Source organism: Pseudomonas sp. G7(2022) (genome assembly GCF_052660475.1).
Window position 1 is genome coordinate 3,893,189 of the sequence record NZ_CP109659.1, and the last position, 13,398, is coordinate 3,906,586.

Below are 13,398 nucleotides of genomic sequence, written 5' to 3' on the forward strand. Positions count from 1 at the left end.
CATGCCTGCTATCCCTCTCGAGCATGGATTGGCCGTTGCCGGCATCCTGTTCTGCCTTGGTCTGGTCGGCCTGATGGTCCGCCGCAACATTTTGTTCGTGTTGATGAGTCTGGAAGTGATGATGAACGCCTCTGCACTGGCCTTCATCGTCGCGGGCGCCCGCTGGGCGCAACCGGATGGACAGATCATGTTCATCCTGGTGATCAGCCTTGCAGCCGCCGAAGCCAGTATTGGCCTGGCGATCCTGCTGCAACTGTATCGCCGCTTCCACACGCTCGATATCGACGCTGCCAGTGAGATGCGCGGATGAACCTACTCTTTCTGACTTTCGTATTCCCTCTGATCGGGTTCCTGTTGCTGTCGTTCTCGCGCGGCCGCCTCTCGGAAAACCTGTCGGCGCTGATCGGTGTCGGCTCCATCGGCCTGTCTGCCATCGTCGCGGCCTACGTGATCTGGCAGTTCAACGTCGCTCCACCGGAAGGTGGCGTGTACGTCCACGTACTGTGGAAATGGATCTCGGTGGAAGGCTTCCAGCCGAACTTCGCCCTGTACCTGGATGGTCTGTCCGTGACCATGCTCGGTGTGGTGGTCGGCGTGGGTTTCCTGATCCACCTGTTCGCCTCCTGGTACATGCGCGGTGAAGCCGGTTACTCGCGCTTCTTCGCCTACACCAACCTGTTCATCGCCAGCATGTTGTTCCTGGTCCTGGGCGACAACCTGCTGTTCATCTACTTCGGTTGGGAAGGCGTGGGCCTGTGCTCGTACCTGTTGATCGGTTTCTACTACAGCAACCGCAACAACGGTAACGCCGCACTGAAAGCCTTCATCGTCACCCGTATCGGCGACGTGTTCATGGCGATCGGCCTGTTCATCCTGTTCCAGCAACTGGGCACGCTGAACGTTCAGGAACTGCTGGTGAAAGCGCCTGAGCACTTCAAGGTCGGCGATTTCTGGATCGTGCTGGCAACCCTGATGCTGCTGGGTGGTGCGGTCGGCAAATCGGCTCAACTGCCGCTGCAGACCTGGCTGGCGGACGCGATGGCCGGTCCTACCCCGGTTTCGGCACTGATCCACGCCGCAACCATGGTGACCGCCGGTGTCTACCTGATCGCCCGTACCCACGGTCTGTTCGCCCTGGCGCCGGACATCCTGCACCTGGTCGGCATCGTTGGCGGTGTGACGCTGGTTCTGGCCGGTTTCGCGGCACTGGTGCAAACCGACATCAAACGTATCCTCGCCTATTCGACCATGAGCCAGATCGGCTACATGTTCCTGGCGCTGGGCGTTGGTGCCTGGGAAGGCGCGATCTTCCACCTGATGACCCACGCCTTCTTCAAGGCCCTGCTGTTCCTCGCTTCCGGTGCGGTGATCGTTGCCTGCCACCACGAGCAGAACATCTTCAAGATGGGCGGCCTGTGGAAGAAACTGCCACTGGCCTACGCCAGCTTCATCGTCGGTGGTGCCGCTCTGGCCGCCCTGCCGCTGGTGACCGCAGGCTTCTACTCCAAGGACGAAATCCTCTGGGAAGCGTTCGCCAGCGGCCACAACGGTCTGTTGTACGCCGGTCTGGTCGGTGCGTTCATGACCTCGCTGTACACCTTCCGCCTGATCTTCATCGCGTTCCACGGTGAAGCCAAGACCGAAGCTCACGCCGGTCACGGCATCGCTCACTGGCTGCCACTGTCGGTGCTGATCGTGCTGTCGACCTTCGTCGGCGCCATGATCGTTCCACCGCTGCACGGCGTACTGCCCGAGAGCGTTGGCCATGCCGGTGGCGAAGCCAAGCACAGTCTGGAAATCGCCTCGGGCGCCATCGCCCTGGCCGGTATCCTGCTGGCGGCCCTGCTGTTCCTCGGCAAGCGTCGCTTCGTGACCGCGATCGCCAACAGCGGCATCGGCCGTCTCCTCTCGGCCTGGTGGTTCGCGGCCTGGGGCTTCGACTGGATCTACGACAAACTGTTCGTCAAGCCGTACCTTGCGATCAGCCACATGCTGCGCAAAGACCCGCTCGACCAGACCATCGGTCTGATCCCGCGCATGGCCAAGGGGGGTCACACCGCCCTGAGCCGTACCGAAACCGGTCAACTGCGTTGGTACGCTGCTTCGATGGCTGCTGGTGCCGTGTTGGTCATCGGCGCTGTCGTGCTGGTAGCGGTCTGATATGAACCTTGCGAATTTGCGAAAGGAAACGAGCCCGTCATGATTCTGCCTTGGCTAATCCTGATCCCCTTCATCGGCGGCCTGCTGTGCTGGATGGGTGAGCGCTTCGGCGCTACCCTCCCCCGCTGGATTGCGCTGTTGACCATGACCCTGGAACTCGCCCTCGGCCTCTGGCTGTGGGCCCACGGTGACTATTCATTTGCACCGGCGCCTGGCGCCGATCCGACCTGGGCGCTTGAGTTCAAGCACGTCTGGATCCAGCGCTTCGGCATCAACGTGCACCTGGCCCTCGACGGCCTGTCGCTGCTGATGATCCTGCTGACCGGCCTGCTGGGTATCCTGTCGGTACTCTGCTCGTGGAAAGAAATTCAACGTCACGTTGGCTTCTTCCACCTGAACCTGATGTGGATCCTGGGCGGCGTTGTCGGCGTGTTCCTCGCCCTCGACCTGTTCATGTTCTTCTTCTTCTGGGAAATGATGCTGGTGCCGATGTACTTCCTCATCGCGCTCTGGGGTCACAGTTCTTCGGACGGCAAGAAAACCCGTATCTACGCGGCGACCAAGTTCTTCATCTTCACTCAGGCTTCCGGCCTGATCATGCTGGTGGCGATCCTCGGTCTGGTCCTGGTCAACTACAACAGCACCGGCGTGATCACCTTCAACTACGCCGACCTGTTGAAGACCAAGATGTCGATGACCACCGAGTACATTCTGATGCTCGGCTTCTTCATCGCCTTCGCGGTCAAGCTGCCAGTGGTTCCGTTCCACTCCTGGCTGCCTGACGCTCACGCCCAGGCGCCGACTGCAGGTTCCGTTGACCTCGCCGGTATCTTGCTGAAAACCGCGGCCTACGGTCTGCTGCGTTTCGCCCTGCCGCTGTTCCCGAACGCCTCGGCCGAGTTCGCGCCGATCGCCATGACCCTCGGTCTGATCGGGATCTTCTACGGTGCGTTCCTGGCGTTCGCACAAACCGACATCAAGCGTCTGATCGCCTTCTCGTCCGTTTCCCACATGGGCTTCGTACTGATCGGCATCTACTCCGGCAGCCAACTGGCGCTGCAAGGTGCAGTGATCCAGATGCTGGCGCACGGTCTGTCGGCCGCGGCACTGTTTATCCTCAGCGGTCAGCTGTACGAGCGTCTGCACACGCGTGACATGCGCGAGATGGGCGGCCTGTGGTCGCGTATCGCTTACCTGCCGGCGATCAGCCTGTTCTTTGCAGCCGCCTCTCTGGGTCTGCCGGGTACCGGTAACTTCGTCGGCGAGTTCCTGATCCTGATCGGTACGTTCGCCAGTGCTCCATGGATCACCGCGATCGCTACCTCCGGTCTGGTGTTCGGTTCGGTCTACTCGCTGATCATGATCCACCGTGCCTACTTCGGTCCGTCGAAATCGGATTCGATCCTGCACGGCATGGACGGTCGCGAACTGATCATGGTGCTGGGCCTTGCGGTACTGCTGATTTACCTCGGCGTCTACCCGCAACCGTTCCTCGACACTTCCGCCGCCACGATGCATGGCGTGCAGCAGTGGCTCGGCACCGCCTTCACTCAACTCGCTTCGGCCCGGTAAGAGCGCTATGGAATTCACGATTCAACACTTTATTGCGCTTGCGCCACTGTTGATCACCAGCCTCACCATTATCGTGGTGATGCTGGCAATCGCCTGGCGCCGCAACCACTCGCAGACCTTCCTGATTTCGGTGGCGGGTCTGAACCTGGCCTTGCTGTCGATCCTGCCGGCCCTGAAAGTCGCGCCTCTGGCCGTGACTCCATTGCTGCAGATCGACACCTTTGCCTGCCTGTACATGGCGCTGATCCTGGTCGCCACCCTCGCTTGCGTCACCCTCGCCCACGCCTACCTCGGCGATGGCGGTTCGGGTTACCCGGGCAACCGTGAAGAACTGTACCTGCTGATCCTGATGGCCGCCGCCGGTGGCCTGGTTCTGGTCAGCGCGCAGCACCTGGCCGGCTTGTTCATCGGTCTGGAACTGCTGTCGGTGCCGGTCTACGGTCTGGTGGCCTACGCCTTCTTCAACAAGCGTTCGCTGGAAGCCGGCATCAAGTACATGGTGCTATCGGCCGCCGGTTCCGCGTTCCTGCTGTTCGGTATGGCGCTGCTGTACGCCGACTCGGGTTCGCTGAGCTTCGTCGGTATCGGTCAGGCACTGGCCGCGACCGGCCTGCCAAGCTCGCTGGCGCAACTGGGCCTGGGCATGATGCTGATCGGTCTGGCATTCAAGCTGTCGCTGGTACCGTTCCACCTGTGGACGCCGGACGTGTACGAAGGTGCTCCGGCACCAGTGGCCGCGTTCCTCGCCACCGCGTCGAAAGTGGCTGTGTTCGCGGTCATGGTTCGTCTGTTCCAGATCTCCCCTGCCGCCAGCAGTGGCGTTTTGAGCAACGTGCTGACCATCATCGCCATCGCCTCGATCCTGTTCGGTAACCTGCTGGCCCTGACCCAGAGCAACCTCAAGCGTCTGCTCGGTTACTCGTCCATCGCGCACTTCGGCTACCTGCTGATCGCACTGGTGGCGAGCAAGGGTCTGGCAGTGGAAGCCATCGGCGTGTACCTGGTCACCTACGTGATCACCAGCCTCGGCGCCTTCGGTGTGATCACCCTGATGTCCTCGCCGTACAACGGCCGTGACGCAGACGCCCTGTACGAATACCGCGGCCTGTTCTGGCGCCGTCCGTACCTGACCGCCGTACTGACCGTGATGATGCTGTCCCTGGCCGGTATCCCGCTGACTGCAGGCTTCATCGGCAAGTTCTACATCATCGCCACCGGTGTCGAATCTCACCAATGGTGGCTGGTAGGTTCGCTGGTACTGGGCAGCGCCATCGGCGTGTTCTACTACCTGCGCGTGATGGTCACCCTGTACCTGATCGAACCGAACCTGCGCCGCCACGACGCCCAACTGCACTGGGAACAGAAAGCAGGCGGCGTGATGCTGCTGGCGATCGCTGTGGTTGCGTTCTTCCTGGGTGTTTACCCGCAGCCGTTGCTGACCCTGGTTCAGCAGGCGGGTCTGGCGGGCTGATTGCTCTGCTGGAATGGCTACAAACAGAAACGGCACCTTCGGGTGCCGTTTTTGCGTTTGGGGAATTCATTACGAGTGCCCTGCCCTTTCCGCACCCACCTAACAAAATTGTAATCCCCCAATCACCTCCGCGTTATCCGCAGCCTGCAACGATGTCACCCGGCGACCCTACAGGCGGGCCCTTGCCCGTCGAACAATAAAACCCACGCCGAAGCACGTTCCCGTTCTGCCGAACTCAGGAGTGATTGATGGTTAACAACACAAAAATATCGATGGCCGCTTTAGCAGTGGTCGTCGGCGCCGGGCCGTCCATGGTGTTTGCAGAAGACAAACCCGAAGGGTTTATCGAAGGCAGCAGCCTGTCGGTACTCAACCGCAACTTCTATTTCAATCGTGATCACCGCAACGGCCAGTCCAGTCCCACCGGCAATGGTTATTCCGAGGCCTGGGCCCATGCGGTCATCAGCAAGTTCGAATCTGGCTTCACCCAAGGCACTGTCGGGGTCGGGGTGGATGCTTTCGCGATGATCGGCCTGAAACTCGACACCGGTGACGGACGCAACGGTGGCCGCAGTTCGTTCGATGTATTGCCGGTCGACAGCGAAGGCAAAGCACGGGACGAATACACCAAGATCGGTGGTGCCGCCAAAGTGCGGGCCTTCGATACGGTGGTGAAAGTCGGCGACGTGTTCCCGGCCAACCCGGTGGTTGCAGCAGGTGATTCGCGACTGCTGCCGGAAAGCTTTCGCGGCGTGACGGCGACCAACACCAGCATCGAAGGTCTGTCGATCCAGGGCGGCCGGTTGCATGCGATGAGCCAGCCGGTGTCCAGCGACATGCGCGAAAACTTCGCGACCTTCTATGCCGGCCCGGTCAACTCGCCCTGGATCGCTTACGGCGGCGGCGATTATGCGCTGAACAAAAACCTGAGTTTCAGCCTGTACTCCAGTCGCCTCAAAGATGCCTGGAACCAGTATTACGCCGGCACCACCTGGACGTATCCGCTATCGGATGACCTGTCGCTGTTCGGTGGCCTGAACTATTACAAGGCAGTCGATGAAGGCAAACAGTTGCTCGGTCAGTTCGACAACAACATCTGGAGCGGCCGCGTCGGCGTGAAGCTTGGCGCCCACTCGGTCGCGCTCTCCCACCAGCGCAACAACGGCAACGACGACTTCGATTACCTGCGCCAGTCCGACTCGATCTTCCTCGACAACTCGATCCAGTACAGCGACTTCAACTCGCCGAAAGAGCGCTCCTGGATGGTCCGCTACGACGTCGACATGACCACCTATGGTGTGCCGGGCCTGTCGTTCATGACCCGTTACGCACGCGGCACCGACGCCGACTACTCCAACGCCAACGCCGTGTACATGCGCCGTGATGCCGACGGTAATCCGCTGACCGATCAGAAACGCTGGGAGCGTGACATCGAAGTCAAATACGTGGTGCAAAGCGGTTCGATGAAAGATCTGTCGCTGCGTCTGCGCCAGGCCACCACCCGGGCCACCGCATTCGAATCGGACCTGGACGAAGTGCGGGTGATCGTCGAATACCCGCTGGCGATTCTCTGAGTTTCACGAGCAATGCCCATTCACCTTTAGAAGCTCCTTGCTCCTTTGGTAAGAGGTGAATCTTTGGCGTCCTTCGGGACGCCTTTTTATGCCTGAAAAAAAGCCCGACTCACTGAATATGAACCGGGCGCTTGAGCCGTTACAGACGCTATCCACCCTGCTGACGACAGTTGCCCATCACGCTGTAGGTGACCGTATTGAGCTGCCCCTTGGAGTCTTCGTAAGTCATCGCGGCCGGCACCACCGCACATTCATTTTTCGGCCGGACAACACTCACCACTTTTTTCACGTCCAGCTTCATTCCGTACTCGTATTCCTTGACCACCGGTGCCGCTTTGCCCTGACTGGCCGCGTACTGCTCCATGGCTTTGGTGTTGGCGCTGAGCGCCCGGTCGAACGTTCTGTCGCCACCGCCTTCGGCCAGCGCATTCCAAGACATTGCCATGACACCGGTGAACGCCATCCACTTGAGAAGCTTCATATCCATCTCCCTCAAAACAAACTCATAAAAAAGCCCACCATCGATGCGCGATGACGGGCTCATTCACTGGCAGCACGCTTACAGGTCTTGGGTCTTGTCGTCCTTCTTGTCGTTCACAACGACCGGATCACGGGCCTTTTCCCTGGCGGCAAACACCTCCATCGAGCGGCCATTGGCAGCCATCATTTTTTCGAAAGTGCGGTCGCCGCCACCTTCGGCCAACACCAGGGAAGACATCATCAGAGCCACGGCAAACGCGCCAATCTGTGCAAGTTTCATCGTTGATTCCTCATTCAAGTAACTGACGGGATCAAGGTAACAATCCGAACCTTTCGTGACGGTGGCGCCGAAATTACATATCCGTCATGTAGAAAGGCCCGCATGGGCGGGCCTGTTGTTGAGGCAAAAAGTGACTAGACCGCCGTGGGCGATTCCTCGTCCCGACGGTGCGCAATCTGATACAGCGCCGGCAGGATCAGCAACGTGAGAATGGTCGAGGACAGGATCCCGCCAATCACCACCGTCGCCAGCGGTCGCTGCACCTCGGCCCCGGTGCCGGTCGCCAGGGCCATCGGAATGAAGCCCAGGGACGCCACCAGCGCCGTCATCAACACCGGGCGCAACCGAGTCAGTGCACCGACGTTGATCGCGTCGGCAAGCGAGCGCCCCTCCTCTCGCAAGTTGCGAATGAACGCGATCATCACCAGCCCGTTAAGCACCGCCACACCGGACAACGCAATAAAACCGACACCCGCCGAAATCGACAAAGGAATGTCCCGCAGCCACAACGCCATGACCCCGCCGGTCAGCGCAAACGGAATCCCGGTAAACACCAGCAAGCCGTCCTTGAGGTTGTTGAACATCATGAACAGCAACCCGAACACCAGCAGCAACGCCACCGGCACCACGATCTGCAAGCGCTTGGCCGCCGATTGCAGTTGCTCGAACTGCCCGCCCCAGGTGGTCCAGTAACCCGGCGGCACCTGCACGTCGCGCTCGATCACTTCGCCCGCCTCGGCGACGAAAGAACCGATGTCACGCCCACGCACGTTGGCGCTGACGATCACCAGGCGCTTGCCGTTCTCGCGGCTGACCTGATTCGGCCCCAGCACCAGATCGAGGCTGGCCACGTCCTTGAGCGCAATGAAGCCGATCTGACTGGAGGCATCACCACCCGCCGCCGGCACCGGGATCAGCAGCGCCGACAACCCGTCGATGTCCTTGCGCATCGCGTCGGACAAACGCACGACCATGTCGAACCGGCGATCACCTTCGTACATTGTCCCGGCCTTCTGCCCACCGACAGCCACCGCAATGGTGTCCTGTACATCGCCGACGTTGAGCCCGTAACGCGCGGCCTTATCGCGATCGATGTTGATGGTCAGCACCGGCAGACCGCTGGTTTGTTCGACCTTGACCTCGGACGCACCGTCGACCTTCTGCATCGCGGCGGCAATCTTTGTCGCCGTGTCGTTGAGCACGTCCATGTCATCACCGAACACCTTGACCGCCACGTCGCTGCGCACGCCGGAGATCAGTTCGTTGAAGCGCAACTGGATCGGCTGCGACAATTCATAGTTGCTGCCCGGCAACGTCGCGGCGGCCTGTTGCAGTTCGGCCATCAGAGTTTCGCGGGACTTGCCCGGGTCCGGCCATTGTTCTTTGGGCTTGAGCATCACGTAGCTGTCGGAGATGTTCGGCGGCATCGGGTCGGAAGCGATTTCGGCGGTGCCGGTGCGGGCGAACACCCGCTCGACTTCCGGTACTTTATTCAGGATCAGCGTTTCCAGACGCTGCTGCATGTCCACCGATTGCGTCAGGCTGGTGCCCGGCACGCGCAATGCCTGCAAGGCAAAATCACCTTCGCTGAGGCTCGGCACAAACTCGCTGCCCATGCGGCTGGTGATCACACCGCTGAGCACAATCACCCCCAGCGCCGCGCCGACCGCCATCGCCCGATGGGACATGACCCAGGCCAGCGCCGGTGCATAAACACGACGTGCGCCGCGCATCACCACGCCCTCTTCTTCCTTGACCTTGCCGGTCACGAACAGCGCAATCGCCGCCGGTACAAACGTCACCGACAACAGCATTGCGCCGAGCAACGCGATGACCACGGTGAACGCCATCGGGTGGAACATTTTCCCTTCGACACCGCTCAAGGCGAAGATCGGCAGGTACACCACCATAATGATCAGCTGTCCGAAAATCAGCGGTCGCCGCGCCTCTTTTGCCGCCGCAAACACTTCATGGAAACGCTCGGATCGCGTCAACAGTCGCCCGTGATGCTGCTGCGCATGAGCCAGCCGTCGCAGGGTGTTTTCGACGATCACCACCGCGCCGTCGACGATGATGCCGAAGTCCAGCGCGCCGAGGCTCATCAGGTTGGCGCTGACCTTGTTGCTGAACATGCCGGTGAAGGTGAACAGCATCGACAGCGGAATCACCATCGCCGTGATCAGCGCGGCGCGGATGTTGCCGAGAAACAAAAACAAAATCGCGATCACCAGAATCGCGCCCTCGACGAGGTTCTTCTTCACCGTGGCGATGGCCTTGTCGACCAGATGCGTGCGGTCGTACACCGGCACCGCGATCACGCCGCCGGGCAAGGATTTGTTGATCTGTTCGAGCTTGGCGGCGACGGCCTGGGAGACCGTGCGGCTGTTTTCACCGATCAACATGAACACGGTGCCCAGCACCACTTCACGGCCATTTTCCGTGGCGGCGCCGCTGCGCAGCTCACGACCGATCTCCACGGTGGCGACGTTCTTGATGCGGATCGGCGTGCCGTCGACATTGGCCATGACGATATTGGCGATGTCCTCGGTGCTCGCCACCTGCCCCGGCGCGCGAATCAGCAATTGCTCGCCGCTGCGTTCGATGTAGCCGGCGCCGACGTTGGCGTTGTTACGCTCCAGCGCCGTTACCAGATCGCTGAGGGTCAGCTTGTAGGCCGCAAGTTTTTTGGGGTCGGGCGCGATCTGGTATTCCTTGGCAAAACCGCCGATGGTGTTGATCTCGGCCACGCCGGGGACGTTGCGCAGTTGCGGCTTGATGATCCAGTCCTGAATCACCCGCAAGTCGGTCGGCGTGTAGGGCGTGCCGTCGTCCTTCAGCGCACCTTCCCTGGTCTCGACCGTCCACAAAAAGATCTCGCCGAGCCCTGTTGAGATCGGCCCCATCACCGCTTCCACACCTTCGGGCAATTGCTCCTTGGCGGACTGCAAGCGTTCGTTGACCAATTGCCGGGCAAAGAACAGATCAGTGCCGTCCTTGAAGATCACCGTGACCTGGGACAACCCCGAGCGCGACAGCGAGCGGGTCTGCTCCAGCGCCGGCAGACCGGCCATCGCGGTTTCAATCGGGAAGGTGATGCGCTGCTCGGTCTCCAGCGGCGAGAACCCCGCCGCACCGGTGTTGATCTGCACCTGGACGTTGGTGATATCAGGCACAGCGTCGATCGGCAGCTTCTGATAACTGGCGATGCCGAGGCCGGCCATGAGCAGAACGGCGAGCAGCACGATGATGCGCTGCTCGATGGCAAACTGGATCAGGCGTTCGAACATGGGAGTCTTCCGCGATTAATGACTGTGCTCGGCCGAGGCTTTGCCCAGCTCCGATTTGAGGACGAAGCTGCCGGCGCTGGCGACTTGCACGCCCGGCTCCAGCCCGGCGGTGACTTCCACTTGCCCCGCCGCCCGACTGCCCAGCTCCACCGCTTGCGCTTTGAAGCCGTCGTCGGTGCGCACGAATACCGTGGGTTTGTCCTCGAAGGTCTGGATCGCGGTTTCCGGCACGGCGACTTTGGCCTGACGGCTGTCGGTGGCGACCAGCGCGGTGACAAACAGGCCCGGGCGCCATGAGCCTTGCGGGTTTTCCAACGTCACGCGCACGGTCGCGGTGCGGGTCTGTTCGCCGAGCAGGCTGCCGACGTAAGCCACGGTGCCGCTGACTTCGGCGTTCAATTCCGCCGCACTGACGGTGACGGGTTTGCCCACTTGCACCTTGTTCAGCTCCTTGGGCGAAACGCCGAACGTGACCCACACCCGGGACAAGTCCGAGAGCGTGAACGCCGCCGTGGTTTCATCGACCACCTCCCCCGGCGTGAGGTGTTTTTCCACCACCACGCCATCGAACGGCGCCCGCAGTTCATAACGATTGCCGCCAGTGGCGACCACACTGCCGCTGAGCACACTGATCTTTTGCCGGGCGTTGCTCACGGCGATTTCGGCTTCTTCCAGGGCCTGACGCGCCTGAAGGAAATCCTGCTCGGCGGAAATCTTGTCCTGCCACAGTTTTTTCTCGCGCTCGAACGTCGTGCGGGCCAGAGCCAGACGGCGTTGCGCGGCCGCCTGCTCGCTGCGCTGATCGGAGATCTGCTGGCTGGCGATCACGGCCAGCAACTGACCTTTCTTCACCGACTGCCCGAGATTGACCGACACTGACTCGACCACGCCCGGTACGCGCGGCACCACATGCGCGGTGCGGTCTTCGTCGAAGCGCACTTCGCCGGGGAATGACAGACCGAGGCTGAAGTTCTGCGCCTGGGCGGCGGCCAGTTGAATCCCCGCCGCCGCGATCTGCTCGGCAGTCAATTCGATGTGCCCTTCTTCGCCATGCTCGCCGTCAGCGGCGGCGCCTTCTTCGGCGTGATCGGCGTGTTCCGCCGCTTCATCGGCATGCGCATCGATAGACCCACTGCCGCCCCACATCGAGCCGATGCCAATGCCCAGCGCCAAGGTCGCCGCAGCGACCACGATCAGTTTTTTATCCATGGAAACTCCTCTGCGCCGTACCGTCGCGCAGTGATCAGAAGGTTGAAATTCAAGGGTTGGCGCTGAGGTCGCCGAAGATGCGTTCGATGCGGACTTGGGCGTCGGTGGCCTCGCTCACCGCCTGGATGTATTGGCTGCGAGCGGCGATCAACGTGCGCTGGGCGTCGAGCACGTCGAGGAAGCCGAACTTGCCCATTTCGAAACCGCGAGTGGCGCTGTCCACCGCACTTTGCGCGGCGGGCAGGATGGTCTGATTGAACGCCTTGATTTCGCCGTTGGCGGTCTGCCACTGCTCCAGCGTGGTCTGGATTTCCGTGCGCAGGCGCAGCTCAGTGGCGTTGCGCAGGTCCCGTGCCTGATCGGCACGCCGCGCCGCCGCCAGCACATTGCCCTGATTGCGGTTGAACAGCGGAATCGGCATCGACAGCCCGACCACGTTGACCCGCTCGCGCTCGGTTTCGCTGTACTGGCTGCCGATGCTGACGGTGAGATCGGGTATCCGCTGGGACTTTTCCAGCCCCAGCGACGCCTCGCGCTGATCGATCTGCAACCTGGCCAGGCGCAGCTCCGCCGTCTCGTTCAGGCGCTCAAGCAAACGGCTGGGCGTCGGTACGCTGGGCAGGCTTTGAGTCGCGGTCTGCACCGTGGTCGACGTCGGCAACGGTGCGCCCATGACCTGGGCCAATTGCTGGTACGCATTGGCCTGATCGCGCTCAGCGCGGCTTAGCTCCAGGCGCACTTGCGAAAGCTGCACTTGCGCCCGTGTGCCTTCGACCGGCGACGACTTGCCCGCCTCGATCCGCCCCTGCGCCACACGCAAACCGTGCTCGGCGAGCTGCAGCGACTGCCGGGCCAGTTGCAAACGTTGCTGCGCAGTTTGCGCGCCATTGAACGCTTGAAGCACGTCGGCGCGCAGTGCGTTGCGCTTGCGCTCCAGCTCGATGCCGGCGGCATCCTGCGCACGACTCGCCACATCAATCCGCGCACCACGCTTGCCGCCCAGCTCGATCGGCTGACTGAGCATCACCGTGGTGGTGCGTGACTGGCGCCGAGTGTCTTCAGCCTCCCACGAAACCTCGGGATTGGGGATCAGCCCGGCCTGTTTGCGGTCACCTTCGGCAATGCCGATTTCCCACTGCGCGGCGGCCAGCTCCGGGTTGCCGGCGAACGCGGTTTGCAGCGCCTGATCCAGCGTCAGGGTCGATGCACTGGCAAGGCCTGTGCAGGCCAGCAACAAGAGGCCGCTGGCGGTTTTTTTCAGGCGTGAGCGCGCCGTCAGTTCAATTAAACCGGGCAATGGAAGACTTCCTTCAATCAAGAATCGTTGATGGCGCCACGGTAGGGTTTTGAACTTATCGACAAGGT

At 61.4% G+C, this 13,398-nt stretch carries 10 protein-coding genes; 5 read left to right on the forward strand and 5 right to left on the reverse strand.

Features of this window, described 5'->3' with window-relative positions:
• Position 1: 1 nt before the first annotated feature.
• The 5 genes from nuoK to NE357_RS17675 all read left to right on the forward strand — a co-directional run bounded on the left by nuoK (position 2) and on the right by NE357_RS17675 (position 6,777).
• Positions 2 to 310 carry an NADH-quinone oxidoreductase subunit NuoK gene (gene nuoK / locus NE357_RS17655; protein ID WP_003180046.1) on the forward strand — a complete coding sequence of 103 codons (309 nt, stop codon included), beginning with the start codon at positions 2 to 4 and terminating at the stop codon, positions 308 to 310.
• Entirely contained in the window at positions 307 to 2,160 is a 1,854-nt protein-coding gene (gene nuoL, locus NE357_RS17660; protein ID WP_085712395.1) for an NADH-quinone oxidoreductase subunit L, read from the forward strand. The genes nuoK and nuoL overlap by 4 nt, the downstream gene beginning before the upstream one ends.
• Positions 2,161 to 2,199: 39 nt before the next feature.
• Positions 2,200 to 3,732, forward strand: coding sequence for an NADH-quinone oxidoreductase subunit M (gene nuoM, locus NE357_RS17665; protein ID WP_007951464.1), 1,533 nt, complete (start codon positions 2,200 to 2,202; stop codon positions 3,730 to 3,732).
• Positions 3,733 to 3,739: 7 nt separating this feature from the next.
• Positions 3,740 to 5,203: an NADH-quinone oxidoreductase subunit NuoN gene (gene nuoN, locus NE357_RS17670; protein WP_169430947.1), complete on the forward strand. Its 1,464-nt coding sequence runs from the start codon at positions 3,740 to 3,742 to the stop codon at positions 5,201 to 5,203.
• A 248-nt stretch (positions 5,204 to 5,451) separates the two neighbouring features.
• Positions 5,452 to 6,777, forward strand: coding sequence for an OprD family porin (locus NE357_RS17675; RefSeq protein ID WP_169430948.1), 1,326 nt, complete (start codon positions 5,452 to 5,454; stop codon positions 6,775 to 6,777).
• Positions 6,778 to 6,925: 148 nt separating this feature from the next.
• Here NE357_RS17675 and NE357_RS17680 read toward each other — a convergent pair whose 3' ends face one another.
• The 5 genes from NE357_RS17680 to NE357_RS17700 form a co-directional block, all read right to left on the reverse strand.
• Positions 6,926 to 7,258, reverse strand: coding sequence for a DUF2790 domain-containing protein (locus NE357_RS17680; protein ID WP_169430949.1), 333 nt, complete (start codon positions 7,256 to 7,258; stop codon positions 6,926 to 6,928).
• Positions 7,259 to 7,336: 78 nt separating this feature from the next.
• A complete protein-coding gene (locus NE357_RS17685) occupies positions 7,337 to 7,537 on the reverse strand; it encodes a co-regulatory protein PtrA N-terminal domain-containing protein (RefSeq protein WP_169430950.1) in 201 nt (66 codons plus the stop codon).
• Between the two features lie 134 nt (positions 7,538 to 7,671).
• A complete protein-coding gene (locus NE357_RS17690; protein WP_169430951.1) occupies positions 7,672 to 10,824 on the reverse strand; it encodes an efflux RND transporter permease subunit in 3,153 nt (1,050 codons plus the stop codon).
• A 15-nt stretch (positions 10,825 to 10,839) separates the two neighbouring features.
• The gene (locus tag NE357_RS17695; RefSeq protein ID WP_169430952.1) at positions 10,840 to 12,033 is read right to left on the reverse strand and encodes an efflux RND transporter periplasmic adaptor subunit; all 1,194 of its coding nucleotides are present in this window, start codon (positions 12,031 to 12,033) and stop codon (positions 10,840 to 10,842) included.
• Between the two features lie 49 nt (positions 12,034 to 12,082).
• Positions 12,083 to 13,330, reverse strand: a complete 1,248-nt coding sequence (locus NE357_RS17700; RefSeq protein ID WP_169430953.1) for a TolC family protein — start codon at positions 13,328 to 13,330, stop codon at positions 12,083 to 12,085.
• Positions 13,331 to 13,398 lie beyond the last annotated feature (68 nt).

What these genes read in the sequence shown, in the direction of transcription:
- nuoK (WP_003180046.1), top strand. Translation starts at nt 2, where the DNA reads ATGCCTGCTATCCCTCTCGAGCATGGATTGGCCGTTGCCGGCATCCTG.
- nuoL (WP_085712395.1), top strand. Translation starts at nt 307, where the DNA reads ATGAACCTACTCTTTCTGACTTTCGTATTCCCTCTGATCGGGTTCCTG.
- nuoM (WP_007951464.1), top strand. Translation starts at nt 2,200, where the DNA reads ATGATTCTGCCTTGGCTAATCCTGATCCCCTTCATCGGCGGCCTGCTG.
- nuoN (WP_169430947.1), top strand. Translation starts at nt 3,740, where the DNA reads ATGGAATTCACGATTCAACACTTTATTGCGCTTGCGCCACTGTTGATC.
- NE357_RS17675 (WP_169430948.1), top strand. Translation starts at nt 5,452, where the DNA reads ATGGTTAACAACACAAAAATATCGATGGCCGCTTTAGCAGTGGTCGTC.
- NE357_RS17680 (WP_169430949.1), bottom strand. Translation starts at nt 7,258, where the DNA reads ATGAAGCTTCTCAAGTGGATGGCGTTCACCGGTGTCATGGCAATGTCT.
- NE357_RS17685 (WP_169430950.1), bottom strand. Translation starts at nt 7,537, where the DNA reads ATGAAACTTGCACAGATTGGCGCGTTTGCCGTGGCTCTGATGATGTCT.
- NE357_RS17690 (WP_169430951.1), bottom strand. Translation starts at nt 10,824, where the DNA reads ATGTTCGAACGCCTGATCCAGTTTGCCATCGAGCAGCGCATCATCGTG.
- NE357_RS17695 (WP_169430952.1), bottom strand. Translation starts at nt 12,033, where the DNA reads ATGGATAAAAAACTGATCGTGGTCGCTGCGGCGACCTTGGCGCTGGGC.